Raw genomic sequence first — 23886 nt, 5'->3', positions numbered from 1 at the left:
CCTAAACCGCCACGCCGTACTCTCTTAAAGCATCATTCAAAGATGTCTTCAAATCTGTCGATGGCTTGCGTTTTCCAATGATCAGCGCACACGGAACCTGATATTCACCCGCTTCAAACTTTTTGGTATAGCTTCCCGGGATTACGACGGATCTGGCAGGTACGACGCCTTTCATTTCTACAGGCTCGCTTCCGGTGACGTCAATTATTTTGGTCGATGCGGTCAGGCAGACGTTGGCTCCAAGTACCGCCTCGGTTTCTACGCGGACTCCTTCCACAACGATACAACGCGAGCCTATGAAAGCACCGTCTTCGATGATTACGGGAGATGCCTGCAGCGGTTCGAGTACGCCACCAATTCCAACACCACCGCTTAAATGCACGTTCTTTCCAATCTGGGCACAGCTTCCTACGGTTGCCCAAGTGTCAACCATGGTGCCTTCATCGACATATGATCCGATGTTGACATAACTCGGCATCAGGATCACGCCTTTTGAAATATAAGCTCCGTGACGTGCGACGGCATTAGGGACAACGCGGATACCTTTCTCTGCAAAACCTCTTTTCAACGGAATTTTATCATGGTATTCAAAGATCCCGGCTTCAAGCGTTTCCATTTTCTGGATTGGGAAATACAGAACGACCGCTTTCTTTACCCATTCGTTTACCTGCCAGCCATCCGGTGTAGGTTCTGCGACGCGCAATGTTCCTTCGTCCAAGAGGTCGATTACTTTGCGTATTGCGGCAAGCGAATAGGCATCCTGAAGCAATTCACGGTTTTCCCAGGTTTTTTCAATGGTTTCTTTCAAGTGGTTCATTCCGGATATTTTTTAGAGTTGTGTCCAGCACAAAGATAGGCTCAAAAGTGATTTACCCCAAGTTCCTTTTATGCAGACTATGTAATTTCTAAGATAAATAACTTAAACCGTCCGTTTCATTTTTTGGTATATTTGGACAACGCTCAATGATTCAGCAATTTTGGCAGGTGAACCAACGTTATGTCGAAAAATCGCCCTCACTCAAATTTACACCATGAAAGATAATTTTTCCGAGCAATCGGTTTCTTATGCGCGGTTTCGGCCGTCTTATCCGGAAGAAGTTGTCCAATACATAACATCATTCACAAAACATAAAAACACGGTTCTCGATGTAGCTACCGGAAATGGCCAGCTCGCTGTAAAACTCGCCGATCTCTTTGAAAAAGTCATCGGTATAGACATCAGCGAAAAGCAACTTTCGAATGCCACGCTCAAACCCAACATAGAATATTTATTACGACCGGCGGAAAATTGCGGTTTTGACACGGCCACCTTTGATTTGGTCACCGTTGCCCAGGCCATTCACTGGTTCGATTTCAACACGTTTTACCCTGAAGTCTATCGGATACTTAAGCCTGATGGTATTTTTGCCATCCTCGGTTACGGATTGTTCTCTACGAACTCGCGTGCCGACAAAATCCTCAAACATTTCTACAACGACATCATCGGCCCATACTGGGACAAAGAGCGCAAATATATCGATGAGAATTATGAGACGATACCGTTTCCGTTCGACGAAATCAAAGTGCAACATTTTTCTGCCGATTACGAATGGAGTTTCGCGCAACTGACAGGTTATTTAGATAGTTGGTCGGCGGTGGCGCATTACAAGAAAAAAGTGGGTATAGATCCGGTCGACCTGATTCGTCACGAACTGGCGTTGGTTTGGGAACTGAGTGACAGAAAAGTTCATTTTCCTTTATTACTGAGAATAGGAAAACCATACAAACGCGGGTGATATGAACCGATTACTATTTCTGGCGGTATCGATACTAATCGTTTCCTGCCAGCCAAAGAAAGCCAAAGATCCGGAACCGGCACCGACTGAAATTGGTGACACATCTGCCCAGCCATTAGATACTACAGCACAAAATTCGCTCGATTACCTTGGATTGTACAAAGGCAAATTTCCTTGTCCGGATTGCAGGAACAGCGAAGTTCTACTCGAACTGGCCGAAGATTTCTCGTACGTTTTTTCCAAATACGGAAATGGGAAAACAGATAATAAGATAGAACGTAAAGGCAGTTTCAAATGGGACGCGGAAGGAAAAGGCATTATCCTGTCTGGTTTTGGGGAAGCATACGATCATTTTCTGGTTACGGATCAATCGCTGGTGGCTGTAGATGAGCACAATATAAAGATGCATCAATACACCTTGAAAAAACTTCCTGAAGCCGAAGCCGAAACTACGGACGAAGCCCCGCAAGATAAAAAAGCGCCCAAACTGACCGGAATCCATTGGAAACTGACCGAGATAAACGGAAAACCGGTTTCGATTCCTCAAGGAAATGAGTATTTCATCGAACTCAAAAAAGACCACACGTTTTCTGCTTTTGCAGGTTGCAACAGAATGAATGGTAAGTATGAGATTACAGCAAGCAAGGCCAGGTTATTTCAGATTGTTTCAACCATGATGTCGTGTCCGCACATCGAAATCGAAAACCAGATGAAAGCGGCTCTCGAATCTGCCGATAATGTTGTCGCCAACGAACAAGTGCTGCAATTTCGCAAAGGCGGAACCAACCTGATCAAATTCGAAGCGGCAACCAAATGAAATTTACCGAAATCGCATCACAACGGCTCATCAACCAGCAACTCATCAACCCGGAAATCAAATCCATTAAAACTTTAGTTTCTCATCTTGGAGCGATACAGGCACAGGATTTTTCCATGTCAAAATGGGCAATCGGTGTGCGTATTCCGGGGATTTCTGAAGATGATGTCGAGAAAGCTTTGGATGATGCCGATATTGTCCGAACCCATGTATTGCGTCCTACGTGGCATTTGACATCGGCAGACGATATTCCGTGGATGCTTGAACTCACGGGAAAAAACATCCGCAGGTTGATGGGAACGAACGACCGCAAGCTCGGACTTGATGATGCGATTTTCAAAAAAGCTTTGAAGCTGATAGAAAAGGCATTGTCCGATGGTGAACACCTGACGCGATTGGAACTCATGGAAATCCTCAATTACCATAATATCAATACATCTGAATACAGAAGCGGGCATTTTATGATGGCTGCCGAACTCGACGGGCTTGTCATTTCCGGAAAGAAAAAAGGGAAGGAGCAAACGTATGCCTTGCTTGCCGAACGTGTAAAAAATCCAGTTAAATTTTCAAGGGAAGAAGCCTTGGCGGAATTGGCCAAAAGGTACTTCACAAGTCACGGCCCGGCAACATTGCTTGATTTCATGTGGTGGTCGGGCCTTTCCAAAACCGACTGCAAAACGGCTGTCTCATCAAATGAAAAGATGTTGGAAAAAGCCGAAATCCAGCAAAATACCTATTATTTTGCAAAGTGGCATGATGTAAAAGCAGGCAAGAGTTCGCAGTTGCTTCCGGCTTTTGATGAATTTTTTGTCGGATACAAAGACAGATCGGCTTCATTGAATCCGGATCATCACAAACATACGTTTACAGCAAACGGGATTTTCAGGCCCATACTGGTTCTCGACGGTCAAGGCTGCGGCATCTGGAAACGTGTCAATGGAAAAGCAACGGTAACTGTCGAAACGACTTTTTTGGATCAGATTCCGGAAAGCCGGAAAGCATCGTTTGAAAAACAGGTGAAAGCGTATTCGAATTTCATCGGCCAAAAAATCAGTTACAAATCTTCTGAGTAATTTTGCCCAAAATTGAATTGATATGAGACTCCTGGCTCTCGATTACGGAAAAAGACGGACCGGTATTGCCATCACCGATGAACTCCAAATTATCGCTTCTGGCCTGACGACTGTCGATTCCGAAACGCTTATGCCATTTTTAACCGATTATTTTTCAAAAGAAAAAGTGGCGAAAGTCATTATCGGCGATCCGAAACAAATGGATGGAACACCGTCTGAAAGTGCCGAAATGATAAATGCTTTCGTGTCCAAATTCGAATCGGCATTTCCGCAAATTCCTGTGGTTCGGGTTGATGAACGGTTTACTTCCAAAATGGCGTTCCAGTCTATGATAGATTCCGGTCTGTCCAAAAAACAACGTCAGAACAAAGGATTGATCGACGAGATTGCGGCGACTATTTTATTGCGTGATTATCTGACGAGGAAGATGATTTAATTATCGACACTTCTTTTTTCGCGTATCAGGAACAAAGCGTCACTGTACCAATAATCTGTTTGTTTTTTAGTGACTTTCCTGTTTATCGAAGAAAAAATGATCTTTACATGATAGTTGCCCAGGTCGAATTGGGCATGCAGGCTATCTACCTCAGGCGCATTTTCTGATGCCGGATATTTTTTGAAAAAATCTGAAATTTGAGGTAAAAAGTCAACTTTTTCTTTACCGTTCAGGGTAAGTGTCGTAAATCTTTGTTGTGTTCCTTTTGCGTTTGATTTGAGCGTAAACCTGTCTCCGTTGATAAGGATTTCCTGGTAATTCAACTCCTCTGATGAAGCCATGTAGTCATAATCACTGATTTTCGTTACCGTTTCTTTTGCATACAGTGATTCATAGTTATTTCTGTTGTCGTTCGTGTCAGCTACGATATTCTGGAAAAGGCTGCGGATATACCACTTGTCTTTTTTATGATAATCGACAAAAGAAGAATCAATGAATTTTTTGAGGAAATCGTGTTGCTGTCTCTCACTCAGGTATTCGAATTTGTCGGCCACATTCGATGCGGTTTCAGAGGAAACACTTTTCTTGAAATCGATTTTTCCGTTTTCAAGCAGACTTTTGTCTTTCAGCACCAATTCAAGCTCGTGTTCCTGGCTTCGGATAGATGTCGAAAACACATTCACATAGGGAAATACAAGCGCCAAAAGCCCAAGCGTAAACAATGAAATCGGAATAAACTTGATTGTTGATTTCCTGATGAATGTAAAATAACAGACTATTATAAGGAGCCAGATGGCCATAAGCAGCACAAAATACCTCGGCTCGGTAAATCCGTAATCGAGTAATCGTGTGAAAATGGCCGTAAAAAGCAGTATAAGTAACGGCATAAGAGCCAGATAAAAGGCCTTGCTGAAAATACGAACCCAGGATTTTGCCGAATCGTCTTTAAGCGGATGGACCAGCAGCAATGCCAAAATGCCCAGGATCGAGTAGGCAAGGATCAGATACGAAACCCAGCCTTCCGGCAATTGCCATTTGATCAGGATTTTCCCCGAATAGAAGTACAGGATTACGATGTAAATCAGCAACAGCGGGATCAGGACGAATTGTGTGAAAAATTTGAGTACGACGGGATAAGATTCATCTCGTTCCAATTGACCGAGGCCTTTTTCATTGAACAGCAAAAAGATAAAGGTGCTGCCAAAAATGGCTAGTGTAAAGAAAGTTTCCGGATAAATCCTGTCGTCAAAATCGACGGAAAACAATTCCTGTACGGCCAGTATCGCAAGCATGACACCTCCGGTAAGCACGCCTGTGAAAATGACGGTAAGGAAGAAATTAATGAACAGGTTTTTGTTGTATTGCCAGAAACTGATTTCGGGATCTTTTTGGAAATGGGGAGCAAACGCGACAAACAGATGAGATAACAGTAACGAAGGAAAAATCACAAACACGTAAGCATCGGTAAATTCTTCTTTGGTCGATGGGGAAATCAGGAAATACAGTACCAATACCAAAAGACCCAATCCATGCAGCAACAACGATTTTCCAATTCGCTGCGAAAGCATTTTGATTCCGAACATAAGTGAAATGCCCAGCGATGATACAATGATGAGCCGGGCAGGTAAAAACGGCTTATATGTCGAATATTCGAATTCGAGTGAATATATGATTGACGAAACCATCAGCAGCGACATAAAAAGGACTGCCGGGTATTGAATTAAAACGGAAAGTATCTTTTGAGAAACGGCCTTGATTTTTCCTTCCATAATCTTCTAAATGCATTAGGTTCTGCACGCTGCAATAAAAATAAAAAATACAAATAAATAATAGATAGCCCCTCAATCGTTATCGTAATTTCTCTTTTAAAACCATTCTAAATAGCCTTGGAATCTGTTGGATTCAAAGTATCTTTGCGCTGCGGTAGACAAAGATAGCCGCCCAACTTTTTTCGCCATGCCCGATACAACCATACAGCCACACACCGATGTGGTCTTAATTGGCGCAGGTATCATGAGTGCCACCTTAGGCCTCATGCTCAAGGAACTGCAGCCTGATATCAGAATACAAATCTTTGAAAGGCTCGACCACGCTGCCGCTGAAAGTTCCGATGCATGGAACAATGCCGGAACAGGACATTCCGCTTTTTGCGAACTCAATTACACACCTGAATCCAAAGACGGAAGCGTCGATATTTCAAAGGCACTCAAAATTGCCGAATCGTTCGAGATTTCACGCCAGTTCTGGAGCTTCCTAATTGAAAAAGGACTGGTTTCGAATCCGGAGGAATTTATCCGCAGCATCCCGCACGTGAGTTTTGTATGGGGAACGGACAATGTTTCGTTTTTGCGTAAACGATACGAAGCACTTCAGGCCAATCCGCTGTTTGCAGACATGGAATTCAGTACAGATCACGACGTCCAGAAACAATGGATGCCGCTTGTGATGGAAGGACGCGACCCGAATGAGGTCAATGCCGCAACATTCATGAAAATTGGTACCGATGTCAACTTCGGGGCGTTGACACGTTCGATGTTCAATTATTTAAAGGAACAACCAGGCATTTCGATTTTCTTCAACCATGAAGTGCGTCGCCTCAGGCAAAAGGATAACGGGGAATGGAGAATTACCGTCCGCAATCTCGATACGAATGAAAAATCGGTGACACGCACGCCCTTTGTATTTATTGGTGCAGGCGGCGGATCTTTGCCGTTGCTTGAAAAAGCCCATATCCCGGAAGGAAACGGTTTTGGCGGATTCCCGGTCAGCGGACAGTGGCTGCGTTGCACGAATGAAGAAGTCATTGAAAAACATTTTGCCAAAGTCTACGGAAAAGCGTCTGTGGGAGCACCGCCAATGTCGGTTCCACACATTGATTCACGTATGATCAATGGGAAAAAAGAATTGTTGTTCGGCCCTTATGCCGGTTTTTCGACTAAATTCCTAAAGAACGGATCGTACCTCGATTTGCCGTTGTCGATCAAAGCCAACAATGTAATCCCGATGCTTTCGGCCGGTTTCCACAATCTGCCGCTAACCAAATATCTTATAGATCAGGTTCGACAGAGCGATGATGACCGCATGGATGTGTTGCGCGAATACGTTCCGGATGCAAAAAGCGAAGACTGGATCCTTGAAAATGCCGGGCAGCGTGTACAAGTTATCAAAAAAGACGAGAGCGGACGCGGAATCCTTGAATTCGGGACAGAAGTCGTGACCAAAGCCGACGGTTCGCTTGCAGTGCTTTTGGGAGCTTCTCCAGGTGCTTCGACCACAGCTTCGATCATGCTCGATTTGCTTGACAGATGTTTTTCGGAAAAACATAAATCCGGTGAATGGCAATATAAATTGAGGCAGATGATTCCATCATATGGAGTCAAACTAAACGACAAACCTGCTTTGCTTAAAGAAGTCCGCCAAAGAACGGCTTCGGCATTAAAACTGGAAAACTGATGATCAAGCTGATAGTGACCGATATGGACGGAACTTTGCTGGACGACACCCGCAAACTACCCGACGATATCTGGAAAACCATTGAGGAACTTCATAAAAAAGGAATCATGTTCGCCGTGGCAAGCGGACGGCAATACCAAACGTTGGCCGATATCTTCGACAGGGTCAGCGATGAAATGCTGTTCATGGCAGAAAACGGAACCTATTTGGTCTACCACGGAAAACCCATCGCGACGAATCCGATTGAAAAGCTTCTGGTAAAAGAACTCATCGAAACCGGCCGCAAAATCCCCGATGCTTATATTTTGCTTTGCGGAACCAAAACCGCTTATGCCGAAAGTTCAGATGAACGTTTCCTGAGCCACGCCCGCAAGTACTTCAACCATATCGAAATCGTCGATGACCTGATGGAACTCGATGAAGAAGTGCTCAAATACACGATTGCAGATTTTCGCGATCCCATCCACAACAGCATCCATTATTTCGATTCGTTCCGCGACCGTTGCAAACCTGCCGTTTCGAGCGATTTGTGGCTTGATGTGATGGGATTGACCGCCAATAAAGGGACGGCTCTTAGAACCATGCAGGAAAAACTTGGGATTTCAAATGATGAAACCATTGTCTTCGGCGATTATATGAACGACTTCGAAATGATGCAATACGCGAGCAACAGCTATGCGATGGTCAACGCACATCCGGAAATCCTTGCGGTATCAAAGTTTGTGACACGGCTTGATAATAACAATAATGGTGTTATTGATACGCTGCGGTCATTGGAGTTGGTTAACGGTTAACAGATAACGGTTAACAGTTACTGTCGGGAAAGAACTACCAATCTTATTGTAGTGAAACTTACTTGTTTTATTTGAATTGATGTATTTACGGAATGTTTAAGTGACTTGTGAGGGTTTGTCAATATAAAAATGCAAATAACCACCACGTTTCCGGCATGAAGCTCAACCGTTAACCGTTAACCGTTATCTGTTAACCGTTAACTGTCTGACAACAACTTCTGCGTCGTCTTCAAAATATTCTCCGATAAATTCGACAGGTTCACCAATTGCTCGATCACCAATTGTGCTTCCTGCATCCGCAACCGGAATTCATCGCTTTGTTCGATTCCTTCGGCCAGTTCCTTTTCGCGTATTTTTTTGAGTTCGATGAAACGCAGGGCCATATCTTCCTTTTCTGGCGATAGCATTTCGTTGCCTTTTTCCTGTATGTTGAGCAACGCCAACGTCTTGTTTAGGTTTTTGATGACGACATCCGATACCCGATTGAAAGCGTCGGATGCCTTTGAGGTTTTGTGCGATTGGATATAGGTTCCGAGCGATGCCGAGGCAGATAGTAAGGTATGGTTCAATACGGCCAGTTTATAAATATTCGGCAATTGCTTCTGTTTCGACTTCGGTTCCTGTGACATGCGTTGGAATGATGCCATGAGGTTTCCGGTTTCAATGAATGCGTTTTTTCGAGCGAGCCGGTAATCGGTAGTCACATCGCCTTTGGCATTGTAGAATCTCGAAATCTCACTCAGGTAATTTCTGTTCGCTTCGATACTTTTGCGTAAATGCGCCGGGACACTCATGTATTCCCAACTTGGCCACAGGAAGTAATTGGCGATGAAGGCCAATGTTGCACCGGTAACCGTGTCGAGGATCCTAAGTTCAATGACTGTATTCACATCAGGTTGGAGTAAAGCATACAAAAACACCACATACATGGTCACGAAGGTCACCCCAATCTTGTAATTGGTTGCCGTAAACGTAAAGCCCAAGATCATGCTCAGTATTGTCAATGTGCCAATAGATACCGAATCGTGGACGAAATACAGAATGCCAAAAGCGACGATGCCGCCAACCACAGTACCGATGATCCGTTGGAACGTCCGGTCTTTCGTCATGCCGTAACCCGGTTTCATGATGACGACGATGGTCAGCAAAATCCAGTAGACATTGTCGAGTTTGAAGATTCCGGCAATCAAAAAGCCGAACATCATGGTAACGGTGAGCCGCAGCGCATGACGAAATATCGAAGACGAAAAACCCAGGTTTTCCTTTAGCGTACTCCACGGATAATACGTCGGGGCGAGGAATTTCTCCAGATCCTTATCGCGGTTGCCCATGAGTTTGGTTTCGAGTTTTCCGCCAGAAAAGACACGCTCCATGAGTTTGATGCGTTCGACCTGTTTTTCGGCGTAGTGCAACATACTCGTCAGGAGATAGACACCTTCGGCAGCTTCAGATGCGCCGAGTTGTGTTTCATACTCTTTGATCGCCGTTTCGAACGCCTGCAGATCCATGAACAAATCGCTTTCTATCACATACTTCTGGCCTTTTTCAAGGCTTTGGCGTATTTTCTTCAGATGCGCGGCTAAGTTGTAAGCGAGATTCTGATAGGTTTTCAATACGAATTCATTGCCTTCGAATTTTTCATGCAACTTCCTGTGGTCGAAAGAAGTCGACAGCGCCAGTTCCATGATCTCGACCAACGAGATAAAAACAAGAAGCAACTTTCTGTTCCGATCTGAATGACCTGAAGAAAACCGCGTCCGGATCACGACTTCACGGATATTTTCGTGTATGGTGTTGAGTTCTACCTGAAGATTGAGTTGCTTTTCGATGATTTTGTTCCGATTGGCTTCTTTATCCCATAAATCACCGCGTAACTTCAGGTATTTTGAGGTTAGCCGCATACACTCAGCCAGTTGGAGTTCCGTGTATCTGTGTGGCCTGATAAAATGAAACGCGAGTGAAACCAATAGATAAAATAAGCCGCCGGCCAGCATCAAACCAGATTGTTCCAGCATCTGCCAACCTGTTGTGATATGCCCGAATGCGAGGGAAACAGCCAATAATCCGGCAAAGGCAACCATATTCGCGCGGTTACCGTAAACCGGGATCATCGCCATGAAAAAAATCAGTAATGAGGTAATCGGATAGAGTATAAACGGGTACGGATGCAGTACATTGATGAGCAAGGTGCTTCCGGAAACGATCAATGCGGCAACCAAAACCCCGTTGATTTTATGGCGCAGGCTGCTCGGAATGTCGCTCGGGTAGGTGAGGAAAGCTCCGAGCGCAATGGTAAAACCGGTCTGGAAAATTCCAAAGTGCGAACAGATCAATACCGGAACCGCCGAAGCGAACGTGACTTTTATCGCGTTTTCAAAATTGGTCGTGTCGGTGAATTGTCGGATTCGGGAAATCATTGAGTAAAGATAGAAGGGTAATTAATAATTAACAATTAATAATTAACAATGGGCAATGGGTTAACGGTTAACACCCGATGCTTTGCCGAACTGTTTGGAGCAACGCGTAAAAAGATAACGGTTAACGATTGCTTCTCGTGGTCCAGATAAGGCTTTTTAGGCTTCATGTTGGTAATGGCTTGTCTATGTATCAGACAGGGTAAAAACGAAATAAGATAAAAATTTATTGTTTATCAATAAAAATATATTACTTTAGCCTCAATAAAAATTCTTCTTATGCAAATCACAATCACTTCAAAGCACATGCTGACGGTCTTGTACTGGCTGTCCTGGATTATTCTTACCGGTTTATGTGTCGATGCCGGAAGTTTTATTTTCAACGGGATTTACACAACGACTTTCAATCCTGCAGCGGCCGATTATTTCAAGCTTTCGGAATTATATCATTTCGATGCCGGGCACTATCTGGTCCAATTGACTTTTATGACAATCGTCGGATGCATGAAAGCACTCATGTTCTATTTGATTGTAATGATCCTGCACGATAAGAAACTTGATTTATCGCGACCGTTCACGCCTGAGACCGGACGTTTCATTTCGAATCTTTCGTATCTGTGTTTCGGAGCCGGATTATTTTCAGATTGGGGCAGCAAATATGCGCTGTGGCTTTCTTCCAAAAATATAACTATGCCAGATTCACAGGCGTTGCAGCTTGGCGGAGCCGATGTTTGGTTATTCTCCGGAGTTTTGCTGCTAGTCATCGCCCAGATTTTCCGAAAAGGAATCGAGTTGCAGCATGAAAGTGACCTAACTATTTGAGCCATGCCGATAATCGTAAACTTAGACGTGATGATGGCAAAGCGAAAGATGTCACTCAATGAACTCTCCGAGAAGGTAGACCTGACGCTTTCGAATTTATCGATCCTCAAAACCGGCAAGGCCAAAGCGGTTCGGTTCAATACGCTTGAGGCGATCTGTAAAGCTTTGGATTGTCAGCCCGGGGATATTCTGGAATATCGGGAGTAGTTCTCATTTAAAATTTGTGTGAATTTTTCTGTGTGAAGATTTTCTCCCACGGAAAAGTTCACACGATATTGTTTTTTAAGGTTTTACATATAAAAATGTACTTGGGTGTTTTGGGGAAGATTAACCTTTATAGGGTGGCAGGGGCAACTTCTAAAAAAAAGGTTTTACGAAGTCTGTCGCCTAGCCCCGATGCAAGCGGCCAGCTTTTAGAAAAGCCGGTTAAGAAAACTGATAGCGGGCAGCGGGAACAGCTGCTGAAAAAATCTATCTGCAATCATTACAGCTCTTTACGACTTTATGGGCTGCAGGCTTTAGGACTTTACCCTATTTCCTTATATTTGCGCCATGATTTTACCTATCATAGCTTATGGCGACCCAGTGCTGCGCAAAGTGTGCGAGCCCATTTCTGCCGATTTTTTGGGACTGCAACAGCTGGTGGCCGATATGTACGAGACTATGTACAATGCTTACGGCGTCGGGCTGGCTGCTCCTCAAATTGGGCAATCGGTGCGTTTGTTTGTGATCGATACGTCTCCATTCGGGGAAGATGACGATTTGCCTCAGGAAGAGCAGGATTTGCTAAAGAACTTTAAAAAGACATTCATCAACGCCAAAATCCTTAAGGAAGAAGGCGAGGAATGGGGGTTCAATGAAGGCTGCCTGAGTATTCCCGAAGTCCGTGAAGACGTCTATCGGCACGAAACCATCACGATTGAATATGATGATGAGAATTTCAACAGAAGAACCGATGTCTATTCAGGACTGATTGCGCGTGTCATCCAACATGAGTATGATCATATTGAAGGAATTCTATTCACCGACCGGATTTCCGGGTTGAAAAAACAGCTCATCAAACGAAAGCTTCAAAACATCATGGATGGTAAAACACGTCCGGATTACAGGATGAAGTTTGTCGCCAAAAAAGGAAGGTAATTAATAAGTAATAAGTAACAATTAATAATTAAAGCTCGCTGTCATAGTCTTTCGACTTTCGACTTTCGGCTTTCGACTTCAAGAATGAACGTAGACAAAATCCTCGCAATTTCCGGAAAACCGGGTTTATATGAATTGAAAATCCAAACCCGTACAGGCTTTGTAGCCGAATCCTTGCTCGATGGAAAAAAAGTAACAGTCGGGTTGCGCAATAATGTAAGCCTGTTGTCGGAGATTTCGATGTATTCGGTTTCTGGCGAAAAACCCCTGTCCGAAGTAATGCGCAGTATCGCAAAAAAAGAAAATGAAGGACCTGCTTTGTCCCCAAAGTCAGACAACGCCGAATTGCTTTCCTATTTTGGAGAAGTTTTCCCGGATTTCGACCAGGATCGTGTTTATCCCTCCGATATCAAGAAAGTATTGAGTTGGTACAACATCCTTCAGGCCAAAGGAATGGTTTCCAAAGAAGAGCCTGTTGCAGCTGAAGCTCCAAAAGCAGAAGAGGCAGCTGTGGTAGAAGAAAAACCAGTCAAAGCTAAAAAGGCAAAGACGGAAGAAACAGCCGAAGCTCCAAAGCCAAAAGCCAAGACAAAAAAGAAGGAATAGTTCACATCTTTTGATAAATCATAATCCCGCGGCCGTTAATTGGAAGCGGGATTTTTTATTTTTAAGCTTTAACAAAAGATGCAGATTTTATGTAATTGAAATTGTGCCGGATTTCTTATCATAGACCTGGAAGGTTTTTAAACCCTCCAGGTTTACTAAACCATGCAGGTCTAAAATCTAAGGAAAACCCAATTTCACTGCCCAATACTAATAAAAATAAAAAATAAATAAGATGTCCCGCGACTTCCAACTAACGGCTTTCTCCCGCCTTCTCGACATCATGGACGATCTTCGAGCCAAATGTCCGTGGGATAAAAAGCAGACGCTGCAATCGTTGCGTCACCTGACCATCGAAGAAACCTATGAACTCGGCGATGCCATACTTGACAACAACCTGCAGGAAGTAAAAAAGGAACTCGGGGATTTATTGCTGCACATTGTATTCTATGCCAAAATCGGGAGTGAAACCGGAGATTTTGATATAGCCGATGTCGCCAATGAAATCTGTGACAAACTTATCCATCGCCATCCGCATATTTACGGAGATGTCGAAGTAAAAGACGAAGAAGAAGTCAAGCAGAACTGGGAAAAGCTCAAACTCAAAGAAGGCAAGAAGTCCGTGCTGGAAGGCGTGCCAAAAAGTCTGCCGGCTTTGGTAAAGGCCTCGCGAATACAAGATAAAGCCAGAGGTGTCGGTTTCGATTGGGAACAACCGGAACAGGTCTGGGAAAAAGTACAGGAAGAACTTTCGGAATTTCATGAAGAAGTGACCAACAGCGATAAGGATAAGATTGAAGCCGAATTCGGTGACGTACTATTTTCACTCATCAACTACGCCCGATTCCTCGATATAAACCCGGAAGATGCCCTCGAACGCACGAACAAAAAATTCATTCATCGGTTCCAGCATCTCGAAAGCCGCGCCTCCGAAATCGGAAAACCACTGAGTGAAATGACACTTGCGGAAATGGATGTTTTCTGGAATGAGGCGAAGAAGCTGGGTTGATTAAATACTAATTAACAAGTAATAATTAATAATGGTTTTGGCATGTCGCCGGCTAACCAAAACTAAGGCAGAGCCTTGTTTTGCTAAGCCGCCGCCGCGCTGCCCGCTTCTATCTTTTGTGCTGATTTTTTTTGACCGTCAAAATAAAAATAAGCAAAAGGAATTTTACAGGCATTCAGTTGTCACAAAAGGATAACCGCTCGCATCGCTCATGCGGGAACTTTATTCAAATCATCTTTCAACCATGTATTACGCCGTCATTTTCAGATCCACAAGAACCACAACCAACGATGGTTACGCCGATACCGCTAATCGAATGGTCGAACTCGCCCGCGAACAATCCGGATTTCTCGGCGTCGAATCGGCCCGGAATGACATTGGCATCACGGTTTCGTATTGGAAAGACCTCGACAGTATTTCGGCCTGGAAACAAAACGCCGAACATTTGCTGGCACAGGAAAAAGGCCAAACCCAGTGGTATGAAAACTACATCGTCCGCATAGCCAAAGTGGAGCGTGAATATTCTTTTGGTGATTCAGGCATATAAAAAAAGCCGCCCGGTTAAAGAGCGGCTTTCCTATGGTAAAGTATTCACTTACTTGAACTGGAACTGGATTCCCAACCGCAATTGATTTTCCCATTTAAGCGGGTCGATGCTTTCTTCTTTGATGATATTGAAGTATTGCAGTTTCACCATAGCATTATAACCCTGGATCTGATAAGCGATAGCTCCCGAAATACGCTGTGAATTCCCCGGATTCAAATCGTTCAAATCCAATTCTTCATAACGGGCCGACAGGATTGTGCGTGCACTTTTTACAAAATAGTTCAATTGGGCCACATATCCACCCATAAGCACATAGCCGTGATTCTGGTCAGGAGTCGTATTCAGGAATAAAGGATCGTCGGCATGCTGAGGTTGTGCTTTGATCTGATGCATTTCAAATGATCCGCTAAAGCCCATGTACATAAATGAGGCATCGAATCCGTAGACATACCTTTTACCATCGACCACTTTCCATCCGTATTCGCCATAGGCATCGGTAGGGAAGACTTCTCCATCTGGCAATTTTTTGTTCATGAATCGCCCGTTTACACCTAACGCAAATAAAGGAATCGGCGAATGTCTGTCATCGATATCGCGAAAACGGGCACGTGCCGGATAACTCACATCGACACGTCCGATAAATTCCGGGTTTCCACTCGGGTCATTATCACCTCCAAGCGATTTCTCACCCAAACCGGTGTAAGCGCCCAGATAAATGTTCGCACGTTGTTTCCAGAAATTCTTCATCACGGTAATACCTACATCGCGCTGGGAAAAAATGGATCCACGGACCAATTCCGCACGCTGCCAGAATGCGGAATAATCAAACGGGACAAGTGAAGCACGCGAGTAATACAGTTTCCCATATCCGACCTCGACATCCATGAAACGCAATCCTTTGTACTTGATACGGGCTTCCATCAATCCAGGGTTTTCAGGGTCGAATTCTTCGCCGTTGTTCTGGGCGGCCATATCGGCAAAATCCACCTGAAGCTCGTAATTCCAGTCGCCGCCTACGCGACCTTCGAGTTCTATTTGGGCATCGCGCAGCTTGAAACGGTCTTTTTTGTGGTCGAACTCACCACTTTTAAGTTCACGATAATTATAATAAGCCGAAACTTCACCCGTAAGTTCCAGTACGTGATGTCCGTTGGAAAGGGTAAGCTGGGCAAAAGAAGTGGCCGTTGCAAGACTGGCCAAAGCGAGTATATAGTTCTTCATGATTATTTTTTCTCCGGGTTTTCAAAATAATACAGGCGCTGCATATCGTCGCAGGTCACCAAGAGGTTGCCGTTTTCATCAAAGGTGATTCCTTCCGGATTCAGTACCGGCAAGTACCATTTACCTTCTACGGCATATGTCTTAGGGTTGATTTTAAACAGGATCATATCCATATCACTCATCAGCCAAATGGCATCATTATACCAGGTCGCTGCTGAAATATCTGTCGCAATCTTAGAAAGATCGACTTTGTTCGTGATACGGAATTCTTTATCGGCCTCAAATAGAATCACGGGTTCGCGTTCAGTTATCAGGATCCAGCAGTTTTTTACCTTGTTGTAAACCATAGCTTCATAACCTTTGTTGCGTCCGCCGGAAAAAGGTACGTTTACGACACGCTCTATGGCAAGCGTCTTTGGATTGAAGAAGTACACATCGCGTCGGGTTTCATCTATGGCGTAAACGAATTCCCCATCTGTGGCGACGGCCTCAAAATCAGATACCATCAAAGGTGTTTGCTGAAGCACTTTTCCGTCTCGGTCAGTCTCAGATAAATAACCGCTGTCACTCGCTATAAAGTAAGATTTGGTTACAGCGGAATAACAAATGTCAGACGGTTCCGGGACATTCAGGGAAACAAATGAAACCGGTTTGAGTTGGGTTGGCTTTTGTGCAAAAAGGCCAGATACAGCACAAACGGATAGGGCTGTGGCAAAAAAGAATAGTCTCATAGTGCGTTTCCTTCAAAGGTTAGGTTATCGAAACGGTTGTTTCCGCTGCTTCCGGCGGCTTCAGATCCGGCAAAACTGATCTTGACACCGAATGAAGCATTATTGTCAGCTCCTGCGATTGACGTAAAATCGAGTGTTACTACAATATAAGCAGGGTCGATATCCGGACTAAAGGTTACAACCGGAAGATTTGCAGTGATGTAATCGGTTCCGTTCAATGTGTAGCTATAGTTTTGGACAGAAGCTCCGGATGCAGAACTTTTTGCGGTAGCAAATTTTACGATGATATTCTGATAACCCGTTGTTGGTGCAGAAATCACCATGTCGCGTGTGTTGCTTGGGTTACGCATTCGTATTCCGCCACCTGCAACATCACCGTTACGGCTGTTCTCCGCAGAACCCGGATCAAACCCATCCATATAACCGGCACCCGTTCCCGGATAGGTTATCGCGGCACTGCTACCGGTAATAAGCGAACTGTCCGGAGCAACGGAAGTCAGTGTTCCGGAAGGCAAGGCATTGAAGTTCCAGTAATGGAATAAGTGAAGTGTCGGGTCCGGGCCTGGTCCGGGACCATCGGTCAACGGAACGCCTTCAAGGGTCACGTTGTCAAAACGGTTGTTTCCGGATGTGCCTGCTGCGGCATCACCGGTGAACTGGATCCGGAACGTAAAATTTGCATTGTCGTTTGCGCCCGTTACAGACGTGAAATCAATCGCTACGATATTGCTCATCGGATCTTCGGAAGGAATAAAAGAAGCGACAGACAATCCTGTGGTTATAAAATTAGTGCCGTCAAGTGAATAGGAATATTCCTGGGTTGTTGCCCCAGATCCGGTTCGGGCTGTAGCGAATTGTAATACGAGGTCTTTGAAACCTGTTGATGGCAAAGAAAAAATAAGGTCACGCGTATCGCTTGGGTTTCGTGCCCGGATTCCAGATCCCGCGGCATCACTGTTTCTCGCATTCAAATCATATCCCGGATCAAAGTCGTCCATATAACCGTCGCCGGTTCCGGGATAGGAAATCTGGCCGCCGCCAGCAATTAATGAGAAGTCGGTATCTACCGATGTGATTGTTCCGGAAGCACTGTTGAAATTCCAATAGTGGATTAGGACAGCTTCCGGATTTACGGGAATCTCAGTTGCTGGAAAATCCCGGTCATCGGTACAGGAAAAAAACAGCAACGCCATGACGGCGCCTAAAGAGTAGATTTTTTTCATTGAGATAAATTTTGTGCAAACTTATCGTCAACGCATTAGCATAATGTAGTTTTAATGTTACGGTTTCGTGTTTTTATCGAATTGGAAATAGTATTTTAAAAAATTTAAAACATTGAAAATCAAAACACTATAAAAAAAAGATGGTTTACAAAAAGGTAACGTTAAGGGAAAGTCAGATACTTGTAATGAAGCTACATTTGCCGTGAGAAATAACATCATAGAGTAGTTTAGTTTTTATTTTTAGTGATTGCCGCTTTGAGAAATCGGGGCGGCTTTTGCTTTTTGGTTTGGTTCGGAAGATTGGGAGATCGGGAGATCGGGAGATCGGGAGATCGGAAGATCGGAAGTCGGGAAAGTCAGTAAAGTTGGGAAAGTCGGGAAAGTCAATATAGGGGCAGCAATTTCCGTCTTCCGCTATTATCTTGTTTGCCAAACTCCGGCATCACTGCGGCCCGGACGGGCTCATAAAATCGCCGTCCGTTTCCGCGTGATGCACGGGTTCGGCTGCGCAAGGATAACCGCTCAAGCCGGGCTGCACTCGCGGTAAATTGAGACAATAATTGTTTAAAGTGCCAGCATTGCGATTGCCATGAGTATCATCAATCCGTCTTCTACAATCGTGACGGTACTCATCGGCAGTTTGAATATATCGCCAAGGCAGGCGCATTGGATTTTCTTTTTATTCAGCACCGTCTGCAAAACCCCGATTATGGAAACCGACATCACCAAAAGATTGATGGTATTCGTCACCACAGGGTTGAAATCGACCAGATAGGCAATGCCAAGTCCTAATTCCACAAACGCGTATAAATATCCCCAGACCGGAAATTTTCTCGCAATGACATCATACATTGCATAACTTTCTGCGAATCCTTTAAGGTTTAATAATTTGAAAAAGGAAAAAACAAGAAAGAAACCGGCCATAAAGTGACGCATGGCTTGCATGGCGTTGAAAGCATCATTCCGGAATTGGATCAGCAAAGTCACAACCAAAATATACCCGAAAATCAACAAGATAGGTTTGTATGTCTCAAACCAACTGCGTTGCATAAGCTGTTCAAAATCAGTGGCGTTTGTATTCGTTTGGGCAGGATCCTGTAACTTATATTTTGAATTCGGGCCACCAAGCGATTCTGTGATTTCAGTTTCAGGAACGTGCCTATTCATATCTACTGTCGCGGTATTGTCTTCAAGTGAAACCTTAACATTCGTGACACCTTGAATTTGTGACAACAAATGTTCGACTTTGTATAAGCAGCCTTCGCAGGTCATTCCGGAGATTTTATAGGTGTGGGTCATGGAATTAACAATTAATAATTAACGATTAACAATTAACAATGGACATTCTGGGCGTAGAAGCGCAGATCCAACGATTCAATGATCCAAAAATCTAAAACCCGAGGCGCAGCCGAACTGTACGATGCAAAGCAAAGTAAATCCCAAAGAATCAACTGATACAATTCTAGAAAATATTTTCCTAGATATTATCGATGGAAGTTCTGAGCTGGTTATGCGTCTTGCGGAATTCACTCGGTGTCATTCCAATGGTAGCCTTGAACTGGCGTGATAAATGCGAAGGGCTGCTGTAACCAAGGCGGTCGGCAATTTCATTGAGGTTGTCTTCGCCATAAGAAAGCAGCTCCTTGACGCGCTCAATTTTTTGGAGAATGTAGAATTGTTCGATCGTGATGCCGCGCGTCTGTGAAAAAACGGCGCTTAGAAAACCGTAATCACGGTTGAGCTGTGAAGAAAGATAAGCTGAAAGTGTTCCTGAAAGTTCATTGTCCTTTCTGTAAACCAATTCAATGATGAGCGTCCTGATGCGCTCGACTAGCTGTGTGTCTTTGTCATCGAGTAATTCAAATCCTAACTTTTGAAGTTCCTCCTTCAGTTTGTTTTTCCGATTTTCGGAAAGTGCTTCAGATAATTCGATTTCACCCAGAGAAACCTTGGCATCTGTAATGCCTGTTTGATCCAGAACCTGACCGACGGCAGAAATGCATCTGGGGCAAACCATATTTTTAATCGAAAGTTTCATTGTTCCTGAATTTTGAAAAAGCAAAAAGGTTCAAAGCCTGATTTCGATTTTAAAATCGCTATCAAAACCCTGAACCTTTCCAATAAATGATTAGCTATTGTATACTGCGCAGTTGTTTTAGTTTCTGCTTCAATGTATCCAGTTCTTCCTTGTGCTTTTCTATGTTCCTGCGTACTTCGGCCACCATAGGATTGTCTTTTTTGGCGTTGGCGAAGAACTGTATGTTGTTCTCCAATTGGAAAATCTCGCCTTGTACTTCTTCTATCTTACGCATCAAAAACACTTTCTCATTATCGAGTTTACGTGTGTCGTCGCTGGCAGACAAGGATTCGATACGGTTGTTGAAACGGGCCATATCGGTGTCTTTCTTGCTCAGGCTCAGTTTTTCGAACAAGGCATCGAGGATTTTATTGAATTTCCCTTCTATGTGACGCTTGTTAAAAGACACTTTACCCAAGCCTTTCCATGTTTCTATGTGGGCCTTTATCGCATCGAGATCGGTTTTGTGGACACCGGTCATTTCAAAGTTCCGAAGCTGCTCGAGGTAATTTTTCTTGTTCTCGTAAGCGGCTGTTTCCTCGTCGCTCGATTCGTTACGTGATGCTTTGAGCTTTTCGAAATAATGGTTACAGGCTTCGCGGAAATCCTTCCAGATTTTGTCGGAATATTTTCTCGGTACGTGACCGATAGTCTTCCATTCTTCCTGAATCTGCTTCATGACTGGTGTCGCAGCAGCGAAATCTTCACTTTCCTGAAGCGCCTTTGCTTTTTCCACAAGGGCCAGTTTTTTATTCAGGTTGTCCTGTTGTTCTTTTTTGATGTCCTTGTAGAACGAATTCTTGTTGACATTGAAGTTGCGGACGGCAGTCTTGAAATCAGCCCATGTCTGTTCATTGACTTCAGGCGGAACTTTGCCAATAGCAAAAAACTCGTTACGCAAGGCTTCGATTTTATCTATTTGCGGCTGCCATTGTGTATGTATTGTGACAGGTTCGGCAGTTACCGCTTCGATACGGGCAATGATATCTTTTTTCTTTTCGAGGTTTTCGGTTTCCTTTCCGCGTTGCGATTCGTAAAGCGCCTCACGTTTGTCATGCATCAGGCGTGTGAGTTCACTGAAACGGTTCCAGATTTCCTCGCGGTTCTCGCGTGATACAGGCCCGATTTCTTCTTTCCAGATACGGTGCAAATCCTGCAATTCACGAAATGCCTTGCTGATGTCGGTTTCATTGACGAGTTCTTCGGCCCGTGCGATGATTTTCTGCTTCTGCTCTAAATTATGCTTGAAATCCTGGTCACGCGCTTCGCGATCAAGATGCAGGTAATCGTAGAAATTCTCTAAATGGAAATGATAGTTGTTCCAGACGTGGTTGTATTTGTCCTTCGGAATCGGCCCTGCATTTTTCCAACGTTCACGAATGTCGTTGAAATGCTTGAGCGCATCCTTCATGTTCTCCTGTGGATTGAGAAGATTCTTGAGTTCCTCGACCAAAGCCAGGCGATTCTTCAGGTTGGCTTCGAGGTTATTCTGGATATTCTTGAAATGCGCGTTTTTCTTGTCGCGGTATTGATTATAAGCGGCATCGAACTTTTGCTTCAAAGGAAAGTGATACTCGAATTCTTCTGTGGTTTCCGGATTTTCGGCCTTCCATTCTTCACGCTTTTCGTCGATGAAATGATAATATTTGGAAAGGAATGCCGAACGGACCTGCTCGACGTGATCTTTAACCGACATGACTTTCTCGACAGAAGCAAGCTGCTCCAATTCCGCTTCAAGCTGTTCCATGGTCAACGATTCGTAATCTTTTTCAGGAACATCATGACGTGCGGCGATCGATTCGTCTTCACCATCGGCGGCATTTGATTCAGATATGGCGGCTACGGCGTCAGAAGTATCGGTAACGGTTTCAACTGAACTTTCAGTCGGTTCTTCACTTGAAGTATCGGCAGGTTCAGCCAGTTCGACAATCGGATCGGGTTCTCCCAAAATAGCGGAATTGTCTTCTACGACCAAACTGTCATCGGCTACTTCTTCATCTGTCAGCGTGACGACATTCGGAGCTTCTTCCTCAACTTCGGCATCTTTGGATTCAGCCAGCAACGCTTCTCCCGGGCCGTGGGTTTCTTCCGGTTCAGATTCGGCTGCAGGCTTTTCCGCTGCAACTTCCGTTTCCGGTGCTGCGACTTCTTCCGGTGTTGCCATCTCTTCGTCTTCGGGTTTTTCCGATTCGGCTTTCATGGCGTCGGCTAGAGGCTCGTGGACTGCTTCGGCAGGTTCCGTTTGAGGAGTTACAATTTCGTTTGTCGGGATTTCGTTTGCTCCGTCTGCCAATGGCAGGTTATCGTTCTTTTCTTCTGACATGCGTAATACTGATGATGTTCGTAATCAAATTGGGGCTCTAAGGTAGTAAAGCCATTTTAAAGTACAAAACAAACAAGGGAAGTCGGTAAAAGCAAAATCAAAAGATAATATAAAGGTTTGAATGAATCCTGAAACTTCCGTTGGCTCCTGTTATGCTTAATTTACGATTGCTATCTGAACGTCAGATTTTAAACATAAACAACAAACCAATGAAAAAAATTATGTTATGTGCTGCAGCAGTTGCAGTTGGATTATTTGCTTCGTGCAAAAAAGATGTCGTTACGCCGGAACAGGATAACAATCAGGTTATCAATGACACTGCAGTGGTAGCTCCCGAAGTCACGCCAAAACAAGCCGCAAAGACAGAAACCGTCGGCTTAACGTGTGATAACGCTTATGAGATCAATGTGGACTGGCCAAAAGAAAATGCTGCCGATTCGATTACTGTGGACGTGGTAAAAGAAGGTAAATCTGAAATTTTCAGGATGGCGAAAACGGAAACGGTCAATAAATATCAATCTGCCGACGGGCATTTTATTTCAAAAGCAGATACGAAATATACGTTCGGCCAAGGTGATAAGACACTTTGCAACTGTACCGAAAAATAATTATTTGTTCCAGATTCTCCAGGCTTTTTCGGCCTGATTCACCAACATGGCGTAACCGTTCGAAACCGTTGCGCCATGTTGTTTAGCACGTCTCATGAATTCGGTTTCCGCCGGATTATAGACCAAATCGAAGGCGATATGTTTTTCAGTGAAGAACTGATACGGCAAAGGCGGACAGCTTTCCACATTCGGAAAAGTTCCCAAAGGCGTGCAATTGATGAGAATCTGATAATTGTCGAATGTGGTTTCGTTGATGCGGTTGTAATCTATCATTCCGGGTTTTTCCTCACGTGATACGATCGTGTGGGCGATTCCCAATCTGTTCAGGGCAAAAGAAACAGCTTTCGAAGAGCCGCCGGTTCCAAGTATCAATGCCTTTTGATGATGCGGTTGCAGAAGTGGTTCCAACGCTTTTTTGAATCCGAACCAATCTGTATTATAGCCTTTGTGCGTTCCATCGGGCAGAATCCGGATGGTATTTACAGCGCCAATCGCAAGTGCTTTTTGGGAAAGGCTGTCGAGTTTAGGGATGATTTCTTCTTTGTATGGAATCGTTACGTTCAATCCGCGCAGGTTTTCGGTTTGAAAGACATCCGATAGTCCTGATAAATCTGCCAAATCGAAATTCCGGTATTCAAAACCTTCAAGTTTGAGCGATTCGAATTTATCGGTGAAATAATTCCTTGAAAAAGAATAACCAATGTTTTTTCCAATCAATCCGTAAACGCGTTTTTCTATTTCGGTGCTCATTCGTCAAAAGTAACAAGAATCTCATTGGTTTAGATATTTTGTGCTTGCTGCGAAACCAGTGGAAAAGAAT

Annotated in this window: 23 protein-coding genes; 13 read left to right on the top strand and 10 right to left on the bottom strand. The window is 44.2% G+C overall.

The genetic code is table 11. The features are described 5' to 3' along the window. Position 1: 1 nt before the first annotated feature. Entirely contained in the window at positions 2-817 is an 816-nt protein-coding gene (locus tag G6047_RS14370; RefSeq protein ID WP_169528328.1) for a 2,3,4,5-tetrahydropyridine-2,6-dicarboxylate N-succinyltransferase, read from the bottom strand. A 214-nt stretch (positions 818-1031) separates the two neighbouring features. On the opposite strand from G6047_RS14370, the gene G6047_RS14365 reads away from it, so the two are divergent. From G6047_RS14365 to ruvX, 4 genes are read left to right on the top strand one after another with little or no spacing between them, the layout of a single operon-like run. After that, positions 1032-1775, top strand: a complete 744-nt coding sequence (locus tag G6047_RS14365) for a class I SAM-dependent methyltransferase (RefSeq protein WP_169528327.1) — start codon at positions 1032-1034, stop codon at positions 1773-1775. Between the two features lies 1 nt (position 1776). Continuing rightward, entirely contained in the window at positions 1777-2592 is an 816-nt protein-coding gene (locus tag G6047_RS14360; protein WP_169528326.1) for an META domain-containing protein, read from the top strand. Further along, entirely contained in the window at positions 2589-3665 is a 1077-nt protein-coding gene (locus G6047_RS14355) for a winged helix DNA-binding domain-containing protein (protein WP_169528325.1), read from the top strand. The genes G6047_RS14360 and G6047_RS14355 overlap by 4 nt, the downstream gene beginning before the upstream one ends. Before the next feature lie 22 nt (positions 3666-3687). Beyond that, entirely contained in the window at positions 3688-4101 is a 414-nt protein-coding gene (ruvX, locus tag G6047_RS14350; RefSeq protein ID WP_169528324.1) for a Holliday junction resolvase RuvX, read from the top strand. On the opposite strand, the gene G6047_RS14345 is transcribed toward ruvX, so the two are convergent. Further along, positions 4098-5870: a DUF4153 domain-containing protein gene (locus G6047_RS14345; protein ID WP_169528323.1), complete on the bottom strand. Its 1773-nt coding sequence runs from the start codon at positions 5868-5870 to the stop codon at positions 4098-4100. The genes ruvX and G6047_RS14345 overlap by 4 nt on opposite strands. Before the next feature lie 187 nt (positions 5871-6057). Between G6047_RS14345 and G6047_RS14340 the strand changes: the two genes are divergently transcribed. Further along, positions 6058-7554 carry a malate:quinone oxidoreductase gene (locus G6047_RS14340; RefSeq protein WP_169528322.1) on the top strand — a complete coding sequence of 499 codons (1497 nt, stop codon included), beginning with the start codon at positions 6058-6060 and terminating at the stop codon, positions 7552-7554. After that, the gene (locus G6047_RS14335; protein WP_169528321.1) at positions 7554-8348 is read left to right on the top strand and encodes an HAD family hydrolase; all 795 of its coding nucleotides are present in this window, start codon (positions 7554-7556) and stop codon (positions 8346-8348) included. Before G6047_RS14340 ends, G6047_RS14335 begins: the two co-directional genes overlap by 1 nt. A 197-nt stretch (positions 8349-8545) precedes the next feature. Here the strand turns inward: G6047_RS14335 and G6047_RS14330 are convergent, their stop codons facing one another. Next, positions 8546-10765 (bottom strand): FUSC family protein, encoded by a 2220-nt coding sequence (locus G6047_RS14330; protein ID WP_169528320.1) that lies wholly within the window; start codon positions 10763-10765, stop codon positions 8546-8548. Between the two features lie 276 nt (positions 10766-11041). Here G6047_RS14330 and G6047_RS14325 point away from each other — a divergent pair, with 276 nt between their 5' ends. The 6 genes from G6047_RS14325 to G6047_RS14300 all read left to right on the top strand — a co-directional run bounded on the left by G6047_RS14325 (position 11042) and on the right by G6047_RS14300 (position 14883). Then, the gene (locus G6047_RS14325; RefSeq protein WP_235946564.1) at positions 11042-11584 is read left to right on the top strand and encodes a DUF2975 domain-containing protein; all 543 of its coding nucleotides are present in this window, start codon (positions 11042-11044) and stop codon (positions 11582-11584) included. A gap of 3 nt (positions 11585-11587) precedes the next feature. Beyond that, positions 11588-11791 carry a helix-turn-helix domain-containing protein gene (locus G6047_RS14320; protein WP_169528319.1) on the top strand — a complete coding sequence of 68 codons (204 nt, stop codon included), beginning with the start codon at positions 11588-11590 and terminating at the stop codon, positions 11789-11791. A 345-nt stretch (positions 11792-12136) separates the two neighbouring features. Then, entirely contained in the window at positions 12137-12724 is a 588-nt protein-coding gene (gene def / locus G6047_RS14315) for a peptide deformylase (RefSeq protein WP_169528318.1), read from the top strand. Between the two features lie 84 nt (positions 12725-12808). Then, positions 12809-13330: a DUF5606 family protein gene (locus G6047_RS14310; protein ID WP_169528317.1), complete on the top strand. Its 522-nt coding sequence runs from the start codon at positions 12809-12811 to the stop codon at positions 13328-13330. Positions 13331-13562: 232 nt separating this feature from the next. Next, a complete protein-coding gene (mazG, locus tag G6047_RS14305; RefSeq protein ID WP_169528316.1) occupies positions 13563-14336 on the top strand; it encodes a nucleoside triphosphate pyrophosphohydrolase in 774 nt (257 codons plus the stop codon). A 211-nt stretch (positions 14337-14547) separates the two neighbouring features. Next, entirely contained in the window at positions 14548-14883 is a 336-nt protein-coding gene (locus tag G6047_RS14300) for an antibiotic biosynthesis monooxygenase family protein (RefSeq protein ID WP_235946563.1), read from the top strand. 48 nt (positions 14884-14931) lie between these two features. Here the strand turns inward: G6047_RS14300 and G6047_RS14295 are convergent, their stop codons facing one another. From G6047_RS14295 to G6047_RS14270, 6 genes are all read right to left on the bottom strand, one after another. Beyond that, a complete protein-coding gene (locus tag G6047_RS14295) occupies positions 14932-16104 on the bottom strand; it encodes a porin (RefSeq protein ID WP_169528315.1) in 1173 nt (390 codons plus the stop codon). A gap of 2 nt (positions 16105-16106) precedes the next feature. Next, positions 16107-16835: an SdiA-regulated domain-containing protein gene (locus tag G6047_RS14290; protein ID WP_169528314.1), complete on the bottom strand. Its 729-nt coding sequence runs from the start codon at positions 16833-16835 to the stop codon at positions 16107-16109. Continuing rightward, complete coding sequence (locus tag G6047_RS14285; RefSeq protein ID WP_169528313.1) at positions 16832-18058, bottom strand: hypothetical protein; 1227 nt, start codon at positions 18056-18058, stop codon at positions 16832-16834. Before G6047_RS14285 ends, G6047_RS14290 begins: the two co-directional genes overlap by 4 nt. A gap of 564 nt (positions 18059-18622) precedes the next feature. Beyond that, positions 18623-19357: a heavy-metal-associated domain-containing protein gene (locus tag G6047_RS14280; protein WP_169528312.1), complete on the bottom strand. Its 735-nt coding sequence runs from the start codon at positions 19355-19357 to the stop codon at positions 18623-18625. Positions 19358-19535: 178 nt separating this feature from the next. Beyond that, entirely contained in the window at positions 19536-20096 is a 561-nt protein-coding gene (locus tag G6047_RS14275; RefSeq protein WP_169528311.1) for an AraC family transcriptional regulator, read from the bottom strand. A 94-nt stretch (positions 20097-20190) separates the two neighbouring features. After that, positions 20191-22458: a DUF349 domain-containing protein gene (locus tag G6047_RS14270; RefSeq protein ID WP_235946562.1), complete on the bottom strand. Its 2268-nt coding sequence runs from the start codon at positions 22456-22458 to the stop codon at positions 20191-20193. A gap of 209 nt (positions 22459-22667) precedes the next feature. Between G6047_RS14270 and G6047_RS14265 the strand changes: the two genes are divergently transcribed. Next, positions 22668-23066, top strand: a complete 399-nt coding sequence (locus G6047_RS14265; protein ID WP_169528310.1) for a hypothetical protein — start codon at positions 22668-22670, stop codon at positions 23064-23066. On the opposite strand, the gene G6047_RS14260 is transcribed toward G6047_RS14265, so the two are convergent. Beyond that, on the bottom strand, positions 23067-23816 hold the full coding sequence (locus tag G6047_RS14260) for a shikimate dehydrogenase family protein (protein WP_169528309.1): 750 nt from the start codon (positions 23814-23816) through the stop codon (positions 23067-23069). Between the last annotated feature and the right edge of the window lie 70 nt (positions 23817-23886).

The sequence above is a fragment of the Flavobacterium silvaticum genome (assembly GCF_012911565.1).
GTDB lineage: Bacteria > Bacteroidota > Bacteroidia > Flavobacteriales > Flavobacteriaceae > Flavobacterium > Flavobacterium silvaticum.
This window is presented reverse-complemented; position numbering and strand designations above follow the sequence as displayed.